Here is a 15,991-nt window from a genome sequence, read left to right on the forward strand (position 1 = left end):
AGTACAACAGAATTGATAAAGAACCACTGTTTATTTGTTTTATAGTTGTTCTTATACATTAGTCACAGCTAGTGTGTACTTAAAAAATTGATCCTATGACTTTGATTGACGTCTCAGTCATGATTAAAATATGATTTTAAACGTTGTTCCTTTGTTAATTTCACTTTTAATTTTAATCGATCCTCCGTTTAATTGAATGATTTTTTGAGCAATAGATAATCCGAGTCCATTACCGCCTTGACTTCTTGAACGAGATTTATCCACTCGATAAAAGCGATCAAAAATGAAATCTTGATCTTCCTCTGGAATACCAATTCCATGATCTGTAATTTCAATTATTTTTTGCTTATTTTTTAACCTTGTCTTAACTTTAATTTTCTTATTCTTCACATCATATTTGATTGCATTATCAATAAAGATTAAAAATAATTGTTCGAATTGATGAGGTTTCATTTTAATTTCTAGATTTTTAGATGTCAGATCCGTATCAAATTGATAATCAGGATGCAATTGTTTTAATGAGTGTATTCGCGAGCGAATTTCATTATTAATATGCACGGTCTGCGCTTCAGAAGAAATGTCATTTACATCTCCTTTAGTCAATTCAAGTAATTCTTCGACTAATTTTATGATACGATTCATTTCTTCAATAGAAATATTTAACGATTCTTCTAATACTGCTGGGTCTTTTTTTCCCCATCGCTGAATCAAATTTAAATGACCTTGAATAATTTGTAATGGTGTTCGTAATTCATGTGACGCATCTTCAACAAATTGTCTTTGTTGATTAAATGATTCTTCAATTTGGCTCATCATCTCATTAAACGTATTTGCTAAATTATCTATTTCTTCATAATTTGTATTTAATTGCAATTTATTTTGAAAACCATCTCGTCGAATCTCAATCATTTTATTTGATAAACTGACAAGCGGTTTAGTAATTTGTGTTGAAAATACATAACTGATTGTGGCAGTTATAATTGTTGCAATCACTCCAAATGCCAGCGCAATGATATACAATGATTTTACGATGTTATCATAATTTTCTAGTGAATGAATTAACAAGCTATACCCTTTGAAATCTTGCGTTGTAATTGGTTCTTTAATAATTAAATATTCAATGCCTTTATAGCGTTTTTTTATTACGCGGTCAAAATAACGGTGTTCATAACCTGGTTCAACTCTCACTGTGTTATCATTCGATGTCTCAAATAATTTATTATTATGCTCATCATAAATAATTATCTCTTGAAAATTACCTAAAGATGCATTCAAGTCTAATGCAGATATATCTTTAACAGGCTTAGAATGAAATAAATTATTAATATCGCTTGAGCTTCGTTCTGCATCATCAAGCTCACTATTATGCAGTGTATCTTTCAAGAAAAAAATAATAATTAAACAAAACAAAAATATCGTGACAAACGTAATCATCGTGGTAACAATAATCCAGTTATTGCGCAATTTACGTTTTGTCATCGTATCACATACCCAACGCCACGAACTGTTTCAATCATTTTGTCACGATCGTATGGTTTTAACTTGTTTCGTAAATATCTTATATAAACATCTACGACATTTGTTTCTACTTCACTATTATAACCCCATACATGATTTAAAATTTGTTCCCGTTGCATAACATGGTTTTTATTTTCAGCTAGAAGATATAGTAAATCATACTCTGTTTTTGTTAATTCAATTTCTGCGCCATTTACCGTCACTTTAAAAGCGTTCTTATCAATTGTAATACCGTTGACATCGATAATATCCTTTTGTGGCTGACGACGTAAAATTGCACGAATTCTTGCTAAAAGTTCTTCAATATCAAACGGCTTAACTATATAATCGTCTGCACCGTAATCAAGCCCAGCAACTTTGTCATACGTATCACTTTTCGCTGTAATTATAATGATAGGTGTAGATTGTTGTTGTCTAATTTTGCGACAAATTTCTAAGCCATTAATTGACGGCAACATTAAATCTAATATGATTAAATCATAGTAATGGCTAAGCGCTTTATCTAAACCGTCTTGTCCATCATACTCTGTGTCCACATTGTAATTTTCATGTGTGAGTTCCAATTCAAGAAATCTTGCTAAGTTTTGTTCATCTTCTACTATTAAAATTTGCGTCATTTGTACACCTCATATTACGACTTTTTCTAATAAGGTAATATATTTTAAATTTTGTATTTTTCTATACAATAGTTGCTTTTTAAATTAGTTTGTTTACGTTTAAATTTTATCACAAATCAATAACCATGTTTTAAATTTTTCAAGCTACAATCATTAATTATTTATTAACTCAAATATTTAATAATCAGTTAATGGCATTCTGTTAATTCTGATTGCAGTACTTAAATATAGAATACTGTAACACAAGGCCTTACCGCAATATTAATTGTTGTCATATACTGACTTTTCACTATTGTAAAATGAATAGTTATTATCTTTATTTTCACAAAATGACCGTAGTTTAAACATTTCACACATCATTTCAATGTGCGATTTTGAACTTGGAAGTAACATTTCATAATGTATGAATTCAAAAGGAGTATGTAAACAATATAATGTTTAAACCTCATCACTTTTAAATATTCTAATTCTAATGAGAAATACAAATTTTTTTATTTTCTAAAATAGCGTAATCATGCGTTTTATTTACTATTCTTAAAAAATATTCAAAAAAAGTTTTAGTTTCTAATTGACAATGATTCTCACTAATGTATAATAGTAGTTGAAAATGATTATCAATACCACATAGAACATCCCCCCCACAACGTTTCGTTCTTGTTGGATTGGTCATTTTCAAATATTCCCCTTTTATATGCCCGTAAAAGACAATATACGTTATAACAACGTTTTATAAAAGCAGTAAACCCTTACGACACTTTAGGTTTACTGCTTTTGTTTTTTTACTATTTAATTTATTAATTTATTTCTAAGTAATAACGTTGATAAAATAATGCAAAATAATCCACCAATAATGCCGGCAATAATATCTGTTGGATAATGTACACCTAGATATACACGTGATATGGAAATCAATAAAATCATAGCTGCACATAACCCTATAAGAATACCTTTTGAATTACCTTGATTTAATCGATTTAATAGATAGATACCACTTCCAAAATATGCAGTTGATCCCATAGCATGACCGCTAGGAAAACTAAATCCTGTTATATCAATTAAACGCAGCAATGTAGGTCTTTCTCTATCGAATATATTTTTTAATGCTGGATTCAAAATTCCAGATAATGCCATTGTTAATGCAAAAAATAATGCTTCAATTTTGTGGCGCTTTAACATGAGATATGCCACAAGAAGTAATGAAATACATAACATTGCCCAGACTTCACCTACTTTAGTAGCCCCAAGCATGATAGATGTCGTAATAAAGCTCTCTGATGAATATACAAACTCATAAACTTCATTATCAATCCATTTCCCAAGTCTTGATTCGTGGAAAAACGCGATAATTCCAAAAACCAATGTAAAAACGATGAGCAAAGAGATACGTTTCCATTGACTCATAAAGCATTACCCCCCATTAATTCAATGCGTCTTTAATCATCTTATCAAATAAAGCTTCTTTCGTATAACTTTGTTCATACGATTTCATATTATTGATAATTCGAGTTCTTTCCTGTTCCATTTCATTTAGTTCTTGTAATAAAATTTGTGCTGTTAATTGTTCTTCATCAATCGCTTTAGCATATCCTTTATCAGCAAAATGATTTGCATTGTCAATTTGGTCGCCTCGGGATTGATCTAAACCTAATGGTACTAATAACATTGGTATACGTAATGTTAAGAACTCATAAATCGCATTTGATCCAGCTCTACTTATTACTGTATCCGTAATTGCTAATAAATCTGTTAAATCCTCTTTAACAAATTCATATTGTATATATCCTGATTTTTTAACTTGAGCATCTTTTAATCCTTTACCAGTTAAATGTATCACTTGATATTGTTGTAATAATGCATCTAAGTTTTCGCGAATAATGCTATTTAATTTTTTACTTCCTAAGCTTCCACCCATAACGAGTAAAACTTTTTTATTTTCATTAAAGCCTGTTAATTGATAACCATTATGTGCATTACCATTTTTTAAATCTTCTCGAATTGTTGCTCCAATAAAATCAGCTTTCTCTTTAGGTAGGTAGTTTAGCGTTTCTTCAAATGTTGTATATATTTTCTTGGCAAATTTAAGTGCTATCTTATTCGCTAATCCTGGTGTTAAGTCAGATTCATGAATAATAGTTGGTATATTTAATGATTTGGCTGCAATAACAACAGGCACAGATACAAATCCACCTTTTGAAAATAATAGATCAGGTTTTTCTTTTTTCAAAACTTTACGAGCATCAAGAATACCTTTCAATACTTTAAATACGTCTTTGGCATTTTCTAAAGAAATATATCTTCTTAATTTACCACTCGAAATAGGATAATACTTAATTTCTGGTAGTTGTGATTCAATCATTTCTCTTTCAATACCATTTTTAGAACCAATATAAAGCGCTTCATAACCTTGTGATAATGCAGTTGGAATTAAACTTAAATTTACTGATACGTGTCCAACTGTTCCCCCTCCGGTAAATGCGATTTTCGTCATTAATATTACCTCTATTCTTTTAAATTTTTATAATATGCATAAAATGGTTCACCTTTATCATATGGCGGATATTCCATTAATTGTTCACCGACCTTATGAAATCCAAATTTGGCAAATAAACCTTGTGCAGGTTTGTTTAACGCAAAGGTGTCCGTTAAAATAACTTCTGCACCACGTGCTTTAACTACATCAATAACATAATTGAATAATTCTGTAGCAGCTCCTTTATATTCTTTCGAACCAGTTAATCGATGAATAACAAAGGCGCCTTCTCTATTTACTGGCCAGTCAATGTCATCATACCATTCTGCTTGGTCTTGGTCGACAACAATAAAGCCATAAATTTTGTCATTTTCCTCTAATACGTACAAATAATCTTTAGCAATATCTTCTTCAAAATGTTCTAAAAGTGGGTACTGATCGTCCCATTGCTCGTTGTCGTGTTCTTTCATTAATTCTTTTGCTTCTTCTACTAGATTTAAGATTTGATCTAAATCTGACATTTTACCTAGACGGATCATGTACGTCACTCCTTATATCATTATGTTAAACATGTTTTTCAGTACATGTTAATCTTACACACTATTAACATGCTTTAAACCTTTATTATGAATGAAAAATAGTAATTATCACACTATGGGATAAAAATAACCAATAAAAGTATCATATACCAATTAATTGATTGTTAAAACTAGTGAATAATACTATTTAAAAAGTATATGCTCATTGCATATTAAACCATGAATTGTTATCAGCGATGATAGAAATTGCGTTATTTACATCATTTGTAAATGTCTAATTTATATCTTTTAGAGTTAGACGTCAATAAAAATAAACACGCCTCCTAAATTGCTATCTTTGCAAATTTAGGAGGCGTGTCATTAACATAATAATAATACAATTTTAGTAGTGTGTATCGCTTATTTTAAAATATTAATCAACTTATCGAGAACATCATCATGTTTATTAGCTTTTTCAACTAATAACTCAGTAAATTTATTATTCGTTTCTTTATTAAATTCACCAGTTACCTCAAGTTTATTCGCTTGTTGGAAAGCTTTAACTTGATTTTCTAAAGCTTTATCAAATTGCGTTGATTCATTATCAACTTTATAACCTAAAGCTGATAAACCAATTTTAATAGTTTTAATATTTTTATCATCGTCTCCAACTTTAAATGTTTTCGTATTAGGAATGACATTTAAAGATTGATATTTAGGTGTGTCAATAGTAACGTCTGGTTTAATGCCTTTACCGTGAATATAATGACCATCTGGCGTTAACCATTTCATTTCAGTATATTTTAACAATGAACCATCCTTAAACTCTCTTGTAGTTTGTACGACACCTTTGCCGAATGTTTTTGACCCATAAACTTTAGCTTTATTATAGTCTTTTAGCGCACCAGTAAACACTTCAGAAGCGCTAGCTGAACCTTCATTCACTAAGATGGATATATCCATGTCTTTCGCTTCTTTTAACGCATCATTAGAAGTTTGAATTGCTTCAGTATCTTTACCTTTTTCTAGTTTAACAACAGTTTTTCCTTTATCGATAAAAATATTTGCCATTTTAACAGCTTCATCTAGTAGTCCACCTGGATTATTTCTTAAATCTAAAACAATCTTTTTCAAACCATCTTTGTGAGCTTTTAGAACTGCATCTTTCAATTCACCTGATGTATCATTCTGGAATTTATTAATAGTAATAACTCCAACTTTACCTTTTTTCTTATACTCAACACTTTTAACATGAATTTTTTCACGTTTAATCTTAACGTCTTTTTCTTCACTACCTCGTTGAACAGTTAAAGTGACTTCAGTGTTTTCTTTACCACGAACATCTTTGACAACTTCATCTAATGCTTTACCTTTAATTGATTTTCCATTTACTTTAGTAATGACATCTTTAGGACGAATGCCAGCACGTTCTGCTGGAGATCCCTTCATAGGACTAGTAACCATAATTTGATCATTTTTCTTTTGCATTTCTGCACCAATACCTACAAAATCACCTGAAACACCTTCATTAAAGGATTTCGTTTGTTCTTTTGTTAAATATTCAGAATAAGGATCTTTTAATTCTTTGACCATGCCATCAATTGCAGCTTTACTTAACTTGTCAGAGTCCTGTTTTTTGTAATAATCACTATTTAAGATTTTATACACATTTTCAATTTTATTTAAGTTTGCTTGATCAGTTTTGTTTAAACCACTTATTTTTTGATTTATAAAAATATATGCAACAACTGTGATGACAGCTGTTATTAGGATTGTACCAATTAATATTGATATGAATTGCCAACGTTTTAAGTGAACGCGTTTCGATGAATTAGTTTCTTGGTCTTGATTGCTTGTTGCAATTTCAGCGCGTTCATCATCGGATGAAGATGTGTGTTGCTTATCATCCATTGTATCACTTCCTTATTATGTATTATGTACTTTTAAATTCTGTGTAGTTAATCATATCAATTTATGCAAGATAGCGCACCATATTTCACTATAATTGATTAATTTTTAGTCACAACTTAGTTTATTTTAAATTAAAACCAGGATAACGAATTGCATCACCCTGGTTCTAACTATTATTATTAAAAATTATATTAAAATTTTAGCCATTCCGTATATTCTTCATATAAATCATCAAATACAGACATTGGCAATGTGAAATCACCATGTGTCTCAATATAATCAGACAGTATGTTAAAATCATCATCGTGTTTTGGGAAAGCAAGATCGTCAAATATCTCTTCTGCTAGACGACCTTTATCGTCGTGTCGACCACGAACTGTCATGACAAATTGATAAAACGAATAGTTTTTCATTAGTTCATTGTCACATCAATCACTTTTGTTTCACCTTTAATCACAGCATTTTCATCATAAATATTAATTGAAGCTGCTTGATCAGTGTTAGTAATTATAATTGGTGAAATTACAGATTTAGCGTTATTATTAATATATTCAAGGTTGAATCTTACTAATGGATCTCCGACGTTAACTTCGTCACCACTAGACACTAACACTTCAAATCCTTCACCGTCTAATTGAACTGTGTCTAAACCGATATGAACTAATAATTCTAATCCGTTATCTGCTTTTAACCCAATCGCATGCTTAGTTGGAAAGACATTGTCAACACGTCCTGCAATTGGAGACACAACTTCTCCTTCAGTTGGATTAATACCAAAACCTTCGCCCATCATTTTTTGTGCGAATACAGGATCTGGAATATCTTCAATTTTCACGAATTCTCCAGTTAATGGTGCATAAATTGCGATATCTTTCTGAACTTCTTTGCCTTTTCCGAATAATTTTTTAAACATACTTTCCACTCCTACTTATCAAAATGTGATATTAAATCGCCATAACCCAATTCTTCTAACTTTTCATATGGAATAAATTGAATTGCAGCGGAATTGATACAGTATCTTAAGCCGCCACTTTCTTTAGGTCCATCATTAAAGACATGTCCTAAATGACTATTTGATTCTTCTGAACGCACTTCAGTTCTCAACATACCAAATGATTTGTCGACTAATTCTATAATTTCATCGTCATCAAGCGCTTTGGAAAAGCTAGGCCATCCACATTCAGAATGAAACTTTTCTTCAGATGTAAATAAAGGTTTACCAGAAATTTTATCTACATAAATTCCTTTAGCAAAATGATTCCAATATTCATTCATAAATGGTGGTTCAGTGCCGTTTTCTTGTGTAACAATATATTCTATATCTGTTAGTTCACTTTTATCTTTTTTAAGCATTTTGATTCCCCCAATGTGATTCTATAAACGCTTTTCTACCTGAACCACGTTGATATTGGTAATAATGTACCGGGTTCTTTTTGTAATAATCTTGATGGTAGTCTTCAGCTGGATAGAAATTTTTATATGGTTTAATAGGTGTAATCACTGGTTTCTTGAAAATACCTTGTTCATTTAATTGTTGCTTTTTAAACTCAGCAGCCTTTTTCTGATGTTCATCATGATAGAAAATGACTGGTTGATAGCTTTCGCCTCTATCGAAAAATTGCCCTTGATCATCAGTTGGGTCAAATGTTTTGAAATATATGTCTAATATATTTTCAAAGGAAGTAACCTCTGGATCAAACGTAATTTGTACTGCTTCGACATGGCCGGTTTGATTCGTACATACCTGTTCATAAGTTGGGTTGTCAACATGACCGCCACTATAACCAGATACGACTGACTTGATGCCTGGATATGATGTAAATGGTTTAACCATGCACCAGAAACATCCTCCTGCTAATGTTGCATATTCTTTTGTCATATGAATTACCTCCTCTATCTATCTAATTATAAATTTAGTCTATAAAGGATTGAAATGGAAGTAATTAACACTGAAAAGATTAAATTTACTTCTTAAGGACTACGAGGCCAATCGCACCTTGACCAGTATGTGCAGAAATAACTGGTGTAGTTACATTTATATCGTAATTATTCACATGAAAAGCTTCATTAAAAACTTTCTTCAATTTATCAACATATTCAATGACGTTAGCATGTGCGACACCAATGGATTTGATTTCATGATCTCCTATAAATTCAGCAATTTCCTTTTTCAAGTATTGGATACTAGAATTTTGAGTTCTCGCATTGTGCACAAGCTCTAAGCGACCATCATCTAGTGTACCAATTGGTTTAATTTTCATAAGATTACCAATCAAACCTTTTGTTTTACTAATTCTGCCACCTTTAATTAATTGATTCAATTGCCCTATAACTACAAATAATTTAATGTTTTCTCTTAAATGATTTAACTTTTTAACTATTTCAGAAGTTGAGACACCTTCTTTTACAAGCTCTACTAGGTGTTGTATTTGATACCCTAAACCAAAAGAAATAGATTTTGAATCAATAACAGTTACATTAGCATCTACCATTTGACTTGCTTGGTAAGCAGTGTTATATGTACCACTTAATCCTGAAGAAAGATGAATACTTATGATTTCAGAGCCATCTTTTCCTAGTTCTTCATAAGCAGATATAAATTCACCTATGGCTGGCTGACTTGTCTTTACATCTTCATCATTTTCAATATGATTAATAAATTCTTCTGATGTAATATCTACTTGGTCAACGTATGAAGCTCCTTCAATAGTTAAACTTAAAGGAATTACATGAATGTTGTTTGCTTCTAAGTATTCTTTAGATAAATCGGATGTTGAGTCTGTTACTATAATCTGTTTTGTCATGGTCGTTTTCCCCCTTATTTTTTACGAATTAAATGTAGAAAGGTATGTGGAATTGTATTTTTCTCATCTAGTTTACCTTCAACTGAAGAGGCAACTTCCCAGTCTTCAAATGTATAAGGTGGAAAGAACGTATCACCACGGAATTTACCTTCAATAACAGTAATATACATGTCGTCCACTTTATCAATCATTTCTTCAAATAATGTTTGCCCTCCAAATATGAAAACATGGCCCGGTAGTTGGTAAATATCTTCAATAGAGTGAATTACATCAACGCCCTCTACGTTGAAACTTGTATCTGAAGTAAGTACAACATTTCGACGATTCGGTAGTGGTTTACCAATCGATTCAAATGTCTTACGACCCATTACTAAAGTATGACCTGTTGATAATTTTTTAACATGCTTCAAATCATTTGGTAGGTGCCAAGGTAATTGATTTTCAAAACCAATTACTCGTTGCAAGTCATGTGCAACTAGAATGGATAAAGTCATAATTATCCTCCTTCTTCTATCATTTCATTTTTTATTACTAAGTTATCTTTAATTTAACACAATTTTTATCATAAAGTGTGATAGAAATAATGATTTTGCATAATTTATGAAAACGTTTAACACAAAAAAGTACTTTTTTGCACTTGAAAATACTATGATGTCATTTTGATGTCTATATGGTTAGCTAACTATGCAATGACTACACTGCTATTGGAGCTTTTATTGCTGGATGTGATTCATAGTCAACAATTTCCAAATCTTCATAATTTATGTCGAAAATAGACTTGTCACTGTTAATTTTTAATGTTGGAGGATTGAAGCTTTCACGTGCTAATTGTGTTTGAATCGCATCAATATGATTTGAATAAATATGTGCATCTCCAAATGTATGCACAAATTCACCCACTTCAAGTCCACATTCTTTGGCAATAAGGTGTGTCAATAAAGCGTAGCTTGCGATATTAAATGGCACACCTAAAAAGATATCTGCGCTACGTTGGTATAACTGGCAACTTAACTTACCATCTTGGACATAAAACTGGAACATGGTATGACAAGGCGGAAGTGCCATTGTATCAATTTCTGTTGGATTCCATGCAGATACGATGTGTCGCCTTGAATCTGGATTATGCTTAATTTGTTCAATTACTGTTTTAAGTTGATCAAAATGATTACCATCTTTATCAACCCAATCTCGCCATTGTTTACCATAAACATTTCCTAAATCCCCGAATTGCTTCGCAAATGTATCATCTTCAAGAATACGTTGCTTAAATTGTTTCATTTGTTCTTTATATTGTTCGTTAAATTCAGGATCACTCAATGCACGATGCCCGAAATCTGTCATATCTGGACCTTTATACTCGTCTGATTTGATATAATTTTCAAAAGCCCATTCGTTCCATATATTATTATTATATTTTAATAAGTATTGGATGTTTGTATCTCCTTTAATGAACCATAATAATTCGGTTGCTACTAATTTAAAAGAAACTTTCTTTGTCGTTAATAGTGGAAATCCTTTAGATAAGTCAAAGCGAAGTTGATGACCAAATTTCGAAATCGTACCTGTATTTGTGCGATCATTTCGTGTATTTCCTATTTCTAAAACTTCTTCACAAAGACTGTGATATGCTGCATCAAATGAATTCAACATATGCGATAACACCTCATTTTCATTATTTATAGTATGTATATTTAGTTTGATATAACTTAACTTTATGTAGCATTTTGTTATCACTCATTTTAGGAATATGATATTAATATCATGAATTCCGTTACTTTATTTATAAAATGCTGATTAAGTACCTACCCCATCGTAACGTGATATATGTTTCCAATTGGTAATTGTTTACCCAAATCTATAACTTTAATGCTAAAAAATTTTAAAAAAGAGGTTAACACATGATTTGAATATTATGTTTGATGTCCTATTAAAACAGTTAAATTTCTAGAAAATATAGTTGGTAAAAACGGACTTTATTTAACAAATAGAATACAACTATATTCTCTATTTTCAATGACAGACACCATTTTTAATATTATAAAATGTGTTAACCTTTATATTTATTTATGTGTACTATTTACAATTTTCGTCAAAGGCATCCTTTAAGTCCATTGCAATGTCATTAATATCTCTACCTTCGATAAATTCTCTAGGCATAAAATAAACTAAATCTTGACCTTTGAATAAAGCATACGAAGGACTAGATGGTGCTTGCTGAATGAATTCTCGCATTGTAGCAGTTGCTTCTTTATCTTGCCCAGCAAAAACTGTAACTGTATTTGTAGGTCTATGTTCATTTTGTGTTGCAACTGCTACTGCAGCTGGTCTTGCTAATCCAGCTGCACAGCCGCATGTAGAGTTAATAACTACAAAAGTAGTGTCATCAGCATTTACTTGGTTCATATACTCCGATACTGCTTCGCTCGTTTCTAAACTTGTAAAACCATTTTGAGTTAATTCGCCACGCATTTGTTGCGCAATTTCTTTCATATAAGCATCATATGCATTCATATTTAATTCCTCCAATTAAATTGTTCTGTTTGCCATTTGTTTCCATACTGAACCAAGTGCTTCATCTCCGTTTTCAATACGAGATATGGCCATTTCAATTTGTAATTTAACTTCAAACGCATTGTCATTAATATGGGCTTTTAGTGCGGGAAGCTGCTCTGCATTACCTTCATCAAAGATAAACATAGCAGCACGCCACCTAACGATTTTCTGTGGATCATCTAATAGTAGCACCATTTCTGGTAGTGCCTCTGGATACCCTAAATCGCTTATGCAATCCCCTGCTGTTCTTCTTACAGCAGGACTTTTATCACGAAGCCCCTTATATAAATACGGTAAAATTTCTTTACTTTCAATCATACCTAATAATACAATCGCTTGACGTCTAACCGGTACTTTTTCATCAGATAAAGCTAAATCAAGCAGCGGTATATCTTCAAAAGTCGGCTTTGGAAAATGGTTTAATATTCGTAATCGAGTCTTCCAATTATCAGTTGCATGATATTCATCCAAAGAGACATGTCGATAGAAATGATAATTATTAATTGCGTGATTTTCTTCTAAAGCATGTTTTACCAATACGGGTAACTGTGATTCTGGATAGGTAGCTAGCACTTCTTCTAGGACACCATCCATTACTTCTTCAATATTTCCATAGCGATTTCCTAAATCTAGCCATTTACGCATAAAAACAATATTGTCATGTGCTGTTTGCGCTTGAGTCATATGATCAACATATGTTTGTGGTAATTGTTCTCTTAATTCTTGGTCAGCAGAAGTTAGCTTAATTTGATACGGTATACCCTTAAAAGTTAATAATTCAGCTTTAATTTCACCAAAATGATTGTCAATTTGAGGTTCATTTACAGATTCTAAAACCTTATTCGCATCAGAAAAAGCAGCTTTAATATCAGGTAATATGACTTCCCAATCAGCTTTTGGTGCCTTATCAACAGCTAAGAAGTTCATGACATGAAAAATGGAAGTGATACCATCTATAGATAACAACTGATTTATAAATCTTGGTTGTGTTTCTTCTACTTTTTTATAAGTATTAGATAACTTGTCTTCTCTTGTATATGACAAAACAACTTTCATTGTATTTGGACTTGGTGTTGGCTCTATACGTAAAATTTCCATATACTTTATTCCCCCCGAATACTAGTTGATGAAAAATTTATTCGAATACAGCCTCTACTTTTGGCAATACTGTTTCCCAATTTGCGTCATTTTCTTTATCTACTGAAATAAAGTCCATAACATGGAAAATTGATTTAACGCCTTCAACCTTTAAGATGTCATTAATAAATGCTGGCTGTGAATCATCAACTTTAGTATACGTATCTGATGTCATACTTTCTCTGCTTTCACTAAGTGTAATCTTCATTGTGTTGTGGTTCGGTGTTTCTGATATAGATATAATTTTCATTTGACTTCCTCCTATTGAAGTTCATTTCCTAATTGTTTTATTTCTTTCCCTATTGAACACTCATTGATACAAAAATGATGCGCCTTCGTTTTCCCCTCTAATTTACGCAGACGAGTTTTGATTGGACATTGATTGCAATAAGTATTCATTAAATCATCTATTTTCGCGAGTGCATTTTGCTCTGAAAAAGTTAAAATACGCGACACTTCCTTTATTACTTCAAAATATTGCAACCTTGTAAATAAGTGTTACTGTTTTAAATTTGACATAAAAATATTATAACATTTTTGACCCTAAGATTTGAATGAAACCTTTTACAATTCTATACGTAAAATGTATTTATATTCAAATGCTATTGCATCGCAAACGATTTTTCAGTAAAATGAGTTAGTTATTTATTGAGCGGTTTCTAAACACCCGCATGATCAAAATTTAGGAGGACATTTTAATATGTATAATGAAATTTTAGGACTAGTTACGTTTATTGCAACATTCGTGCTTATGGTACTTATGTATCGCTTTTTTGGTAAACAAGGTTTAATTGCATGGGTTGCAATTGGCACAATCATTGCCAACATACAAGTGATTAAAACTGTAGAAATCTTTGGTATTTCAGCAACTTTAGGTAATGTCATGTTTGCTTCTATTTATTTAGCAACAGATATATTAAACGATATTTATGGGCGTAGAGTTGCAAAAAGAGCAGTTTGGTTAGGCTTTTCATCAACATTAATTATGATTATTGTTATGCAATTGTCATTACATTTTATTCCTGCACCAGAAGATATGGCACAAAAAGCATTACACGCAATCTTTGATGTTGTGCCACGCATTGCTTTAGGCTCAATCGTCGCATATATTATTGGTCAACATATTGATGTATTTATCTTTTCACTAATTAAAAAAGTATTTAGTTCTGATAAAACGTTTTTCATCCGTGCATATGGTAGTACATTTTTAAGCTCAATAATTGATACAGCTTTATTTGTAGCTATCGCATTTATCGGAAGTTTACCTGGTACAGTTGTATTTGAAATATTTATTACAACGTACGTATTAAAATTAGCTTCAACAGTTTTCAATGTACCATTTGGATATATTGCTAAATCATTTTATCGTAAAGGTAAGATTGATAAGTTAGATCAAGGCTATTAACGCACTTACTACACAAAAGAATAAGTTTTAAGGGAGTGGGACAGAAATGATATTTTCGCAAAATTTATTTCGTCGTCCCACCCCAACTTGCATTGTCTGTAGAAATTGGGAATCCAATTTCTCTTTGTTGGGGCCCATCCCCAACTTGCACATTATTGTAAGCTGACTTTTCGTCATCTTCTGTGTTGGGGCCCACACCCCAACTCGCATTGCCTGTAGAATTTCTTTTCGAAATTCTCTGTGTTGGGGCCCACACCCCAACTCGCATTGCCTGTAGAATTTCTTTTCGAAATTCTCTGTGTTGGGGCCCCTGACTAGAATTGAAAAAAGCTTGTTACAAGCGCATTTTTGTTCAGTCAACTACTGCCAATATAACATCGTAGAGCATAGAACATTGATTTATGTCCCAGCCTGAAGATGATTTTTTTAGGAAGTATATTACAGTACTACGTATTAGAAAATCATCTTTGAATCAGCGAGTATTTTAAACACGTGTTACTTATTTAAGTGATGCGTGTTTTTTAATGGATTACCCAACATATTTTGTATTACAGTAATAGTAACTTTAACTAAGTATTGAATAGAAAGTAGGTTTATTATGGCGAAAATAAATTTTGATGCTGCGACGAAAGGAAATCCAGGCATAAGTACATGTGCCATTGTAATCAATGAAGATGAGCAGCATTATACATATACACATGAGTTAGGCGAAATGGATAACCACACTGCAGAATGGGCTGCTTGTATCTATGCATTGAAACACGCCCGTGAATTAAACGTTAGCAATGCGTTGTTGTACACTGACTCTAAGTTAATTGCGGATAGTGTTAACGCTGGTTATGTAAAAAATGCAAAATTTAAACCTTATTTTGATCAATTGGAAATATTTGAACAAGATTTTGATTTATTATTTGTTAAATGGATTCCGAGAGAACAAAACAAAGAAGCGAATCAACACGCACAGCAAGCATTGTACAAATTAATTAAAAAGAACAAATAAAAGGAGCACCGACTGACATAATTTCAATCGGTGCTCCTCTTTTTATCGAAGAAACAAA

General features: G+C 31.6%; 22 protein-coding genes. 2 read left to right on the plus strand and 20 right to left on the minus strand.

Features of this window, described 5'->3' with window-relative positions; all coding sequences use genetic code 11:
* Nucleotides 1–123: 123 nt before the first annotated feature.
* From arlS to JQN76_RS10915, 19 genes are all read right to left on the minus strand, one after another.
* Entirely contained in the window at nucleotides 124–1,479 is a 1,356-nt protein-coding gene (arlS, locus tag JQN76_RS10825; RefSeq protein ID WP_000166802.1) for a sensor histidine kinase ArlS, read from the minus strand.
* On the minus strand, nucleotides 1,476–2,135 hold the full coding sequence (gene arlR / locus JQN76_RS10830; protein WP_000192137.1) for a response regulator transcription factor ArlR: 660 nt from the start codon (nucleotides 2,133–2,135) through the stop codon (nucleotides 1,476–1,478). Before arlR ends, arlS begins: the two co-directional genes overlap by 4 nt.
* Before the next feature lie 261 nt (nucleotides 2,136–2,396).
* The gene (locus JQN76_RS10835) at nucleotides 2,397–2,528 is read right to left on the minus strand and encodes a hypothetical protein (RefSeq protein WP_001788795.1); all 132 of its coding nucleotides are present in this window, start codon (nucleotides 2,526–2,528) and stop codon (nucleotides 2,397–2,399) included.
* Between the two features lie 76 nt (nucleotides 2,529–2,604).
* Nucleotides 2,605–2,805, minus strand: coding sequence for a hypothetical protein (locus tag JQN76_RS10840; protein ID WP_000184336.1), 201 nt, complete (start codon nucleotides 2,803–2,805; stop codon nucleotides 2,605–2,607).
* A 116-nt stretch (nucleotides 2,806–2,921) separates the two neighbouring features.
* Nucleotides 2,922–3,536 carry a phosphatase PAP2 family protein gene (locus tag JQN76_RS10845; RefSeq protein WP_000084780.1) on the minus strand — a complete coding sequence of 205 codons (615 nt, stop codon included), beginning with the start codon at nucleotides 3,534–3,536 and terminating at the stop codon, nucleotides 2,922–2,924.
* Nucleotides 3,537–3,552: 16 nt separating this feature from the next.
* Nucleotides 3,553–4,623, minus strand: coding sequence for an undecaprenyldiphospho-muramoylpentapeptide beta-N-acetylglucosaminyltransferase (locus JQN76_RS10850; RefSeq protein WP_000160904.1), 1,071 nt, complete (start codon nucleotides 4,621–4,623; stop codon nucleotides 3,553–3,555).
* Between the two features lie 11 nt (nucleotides 4,624–4,634).
* Nucleotides 4,635–5,144: a GNAT family N-acetyltransferase gene (locus JQN76_RS10855; protein WP_000620194.1), complete on the minus strand. Its 510-nt coding sequence runs from the start codon at nucleotides 5,142–5,144 to the stop codon at nucleotides 4,635–4,637.
* A 399-nt stretch (nucleotides 5,145–5,543) separates the two neighbouring features.
* On the minus strand, nucleotides 5,544–7,034 hold the full coding sequence (locus JQN76_RS10860) for a S41 family peptidase (protein ID WP_000342125.1): 1,491 nt from the start codon (nucleotides 7,032–7,034) through the stop codon (nucleotides 5,544–5,546).
* A 191-nt stretch (nucleotides 7,035–7,225) separates the two neighbouring features.
* Nucleotides 7,226–7,447 carry a YozE family protein gene (locus JQN76_RS10865; RefSeq protein ID WP_000801007.1) on the minus strand — a complete coding sequence of 74 codons (222 nt, stop codon included), beginning with the start codon at nucleotides 7,445–7,447 and terminating at the stop codon, nucleotides 7,226–7,228.
* On the minus strand, nucleotides 7,447–7,947 hold the full coding sequence (locus JQN76_RS10870) for a PTS sugar transporter subunit IIA (RefSeq protein WP_000473652.1): 501 nt from the start codon (nucleotides 7,945–7,947) through the stop codon (nucleotides 7,447–7,449). Before JQN76_RS10870 ends, JQN76_RS10865 begins: the two co-directional genes overlap by 1 nt.
* 11 nt (nucleotides 7,948–7,958) lie before the next feature.
* Entirely contained in the window at nucleotides 7,959–8,387 is a 429-nt protein-coding gene (msrB, locus tag JQN76_RS10875) for a peptide-methionine (R)-S-oxide reductase MsrB (RefSeq protein ID WP_000913315.1), read from the minus strand.
* Entirely contained in the window at nucleotides 8,380–8,913 is a 534-nt protein-coding gene (gene msrA, locus JQN76_RS10880; protein ID WP_000159902.1) for a peptide-methionine (S)-S-oxide reductase MsrA, read from the minus strand. The genes msrB and msrA overlap by 8 nt, the downstream gene beginning before the upstream one ends.
* Before the next feature lie 85 nt (nucleotides 8,914–8,998).
* Entirely contained in the window at nucleotides 8,999–9,838 is an 840-nt protein-coding gene (gene fakB2, locus JQN76_RS10885; RefSeq protein ID WP_000166059.1) for a fatty acid kinase binding subunit FakB2, read from the minus strand.
* Nucleotides 9,839–9,852: 14 nt separating this feature from the next.
* On the minus strand, nucleotides 9,853–10,332 hold the full coding sequence (locus JQN76_RS10890) for a dihydrofolate reductase (protein ID WP_000175746.1): 480 nt from the start codon (nucleotides 10,330–10,332) through the stop codon (nucleotides 9,853–9,855).
* A 199-nt stretch (nucleotides 10,333–10,531) separates the two neighbouring features.
* Nucleotides 10,532–11,488: a thymidylate synthase gene (locus JQN76_RS10895; RefSeq protein WP_000934885.1), complete on the minus strand. Its 957-nt coding sequence runs from the start codon at nucleotides 11,486–11,488 to the stop codon at nucleotides 10,532–10,534.
* Between the two features lie 423 nt (nucleotides 11,489–11,911).
* Nucleotides 11,912–12,349: a bacilliredoxin BrxA gene (gene brxA, locus JQN76_RS10900; RefSeq protein ID WP_000995287.1), complete on the minus strand. Its 438-nt coding sequence runs from the start codon at nucleotides 12,347–12,349 to the stop codon at nucleotides 11,912–11,914.
* A 15-nt stretch (nucleotides 12,350–12,364) separates the two neighbouring features.
* Nucleotides 12,365–13,489, minus strand: coding sequence for a virulence factor (locus JQN76_RS10905; protein WP_000404641.1), 1,125 nt, complete (start codon nucleotides 13,487–13,489; stop codon nucleotides 12,365–12,367).
* Nucleotides 13,490–13,526: 37 nt separating this feature from the next.
* A complete protein-coding gene (locus JQN76_RS10910) occupies nucleotides 13,527–13,778 on the minus strand; it encodes a NifU N-terminal domain-containing protein (RefSeq protein WP_000691943.1) in 252 nt (83 codons plus the stop codon).
* An 11-nt stretch (nucleotides 13,779–13,789) separates the two neighbouring features.
* The gene (locus tag JQN76_RS10915; protein WP_001795441.1) at nucleotides 13,790–13,984 is read right to left on the minus strand and encodes a zinc-finger domain-containing protein; all 195 of its coding nucleotides are present in this window, start codon (nucleotides 13,982–13,984) and stop codon (nucleotides 13,790–13,792) included.
* A 244-nt stretch (nucleotides 13,985–14,228) separates the two neighbouring features.
* Here JQN76_RS10915 and JQN76_RS10920 point away from each other — a divergent pair, with 244 nt between their 5' ends.
* Nucleotides 14,229–14,933, plus strand: a complete 705-nt coding sequence (locus tag JQN76_RS10920) for a queuosine precursor transporter (RefSeq protein WP_000282171.1) — start codon at nucleotides 14,229–14,231, stop codon at nucleotides 14,931–14,933.
* Nucleotides 14,934–14,997: 64 nt separating this feature from the next.
* Here the strand turns inward: JQN76_RS10920 and JQN76_RS10925 are convergent, their stop codons facing one another.
* On the minus strand, nucleotides 14,998–15,201 hold the full coding sequence (locus tag JQN76_RS10925; protein ID WP_001263731.1) for a hypothetical protein: 204 nt from the start codon (nucleotides 15,199–15,201) through the stop codon (nucleotides 14,998–15,000).
* A gap of 330 nt (nucleotides 15,202–15,531) precedes the next feature.
* Between JQN76_RS10925 and JQN76_RS10930 the strand changes: the two genes are divergently transcribed.
* Nucleotides 15,532–15,933, plus strand: a complete 402-nt coding sequence (locus JQN76_RS10930; protein ID WP_205397773.1) for a ribonuclease HI family protein — start codon at nucleotides 15,532–15,534, stop codon at nucleotides 15,931–15,933.
* Nucleotides 15,934–15,991: the final 58 nt, after the last annotated feature.

The organism is Staphylococcus sp. SM3655 (genome assembly GCF_016917315.1).
Classification (GTDB): Bacteria; Bacillota; Bacilli; order Staphylococcales; family Staphylococcaceae; genus Staphylococcus; species Staphylococcus aureus.

Bases quoted from the DNA above. Each gene is read 5' to 3' on its own strand.
- arlS (WP_000166802.1), bottom strand. From the start codon at position 1,479: ATGACAAAACGTAAATTGCGCAATAACTGGATTATTGTTACCACGATG.
- arlR (WP_000192137.1), bottom strand. From the start codon at position 2,135: ATGACGCAAATTTTAATAGTAGAAGATGAACAAAACTTAGCAAGATTT.
- JQN76_RS10835 (WP_001788795.1), bottom strand. From the start codon at position 2,528: ATGTTACTTCCAAGTTCAAAATCGCACATTGAAATGATGTGTGAAATG.
- JQN76_RS10840 (WP_000184336.1), bottom strand. From the start codon at position 2,805: ATGACCAATCCAACAAGAACGAAACGTTGTGGGGGGGATGTTCTATGT.
- JQN76_RS10845 (WP_000084780.1), bottom strand. From the start codon at position 3,536: ATGAGTCAATGGAAACGTATCTCTTTGCTCATCGTTTTTACATTGGTT.
- JQN76_RS10850 (WP_000160904.1), bottom strand. From the start codon at position 4,623: ATGACGAAAATCGCATTTACCGGAGGGGGAACAGTTGGACACGTATCA.
- JQN76_RS10855 (WP_000620194.1), bottom strand. From the start codon at position 5,144: ATGATCCGTCTAGGTAAAATGTCAGATTTAGATCAAATCTTAAATCTA.
- JQN76_RS10860 (WP_000342125.1), bottom strand. From the start codon at position 7,034: ATGGATGATAAGCAACACACATCTTCATCCGATGATGAACGCGCTGAA.
- JQN76_RS10865 (WP_000801007.1), bottom strand. From the start codon at position 7,447: ATGAAAAACTATTCGTTTTATCAATTTGTCATGACAGTTCGTGGTCGA.
- JQN76_RS10870 (WP_000473652.1), bottom strand. From the start codon at position 7,947: ATGTTTAAAAAATTATTCGGAAAAGGCAAAGAAGTTCAGAAAGATATC.
- msrB (WP_000913315.1), bottom strand. From the start codon at position 8,387: ATGCTTAAAAAAGATAAAAGTGAACTAACAGATATAGAATATATTGTT.
- msrA (WP_000159902.1), bottom strand. From the start codon at position 8,913: ATGACAAAAGAATATGCAACATTAGCAGGAGGATGTTTCTGGTGCATG.
- fakB2 (WP_000166059.1), bottom strand. From the start codon at position 9,838: ATGACAAAACAGATTATAGTAACAGACTCAACATCCGATTTATCTAAA.
- JQN76_RS10890 (WP_000175746.1), bottom strand. From the start codon at position 10,332: ATGACTTTATCCATTCTAGTTGCACATGACTTGCAACGAGTAATTGGT.
- JQN76_RS10895 (WP_000934885.1), bottom strand. From the start codon at position 11,488: ATGTTGAATTCATTTGATGCAGCATATCACAGTCTTTGTGAAGAAGTT.
- brxA (WP_000995287.1), bottom strand. From the start codon at position 12,349: ATGAATGCATATGATGCTTATATGAAAGAAATTGCGCAACAAATGCGT.
- JQN76_RS10905 (WP_000404641.1), bottom strand. From the start codon at position 13,489: ATGGAAATTTTACGTATAGAGCCAACACCAAGTCCAAATACAATGAAA.
- JQN76_RS10910 (WP_000691943.1), bottom strand. From the start codon at position 13,778: ATGAAAATTATATCTATATCAGAAACACCGAACCACAACACAATGAAG.
- JQN76_RS10920 (WP_000282171.1), top strand. From the start codon at position 14,229: ATGTATAATGAAATTTTAGGACTAGTTACGTTTATTGCAACATTCGTG.
- JQN76_RS10925 (WP_001263731.1), bottom strand. From the start codon at position 15,201: ATGCGAGTTGGGGTGTGGGCCCCAACACAGAGAATTTCGAAAAGAAAT.
- JQN76_RS10930 (WP_205397773.1), top strand. From the start codon at position 15,532: ATGGCGAAAATAAATTTTGATGCTGCGACGAAAGGAAATCCAGGCATA.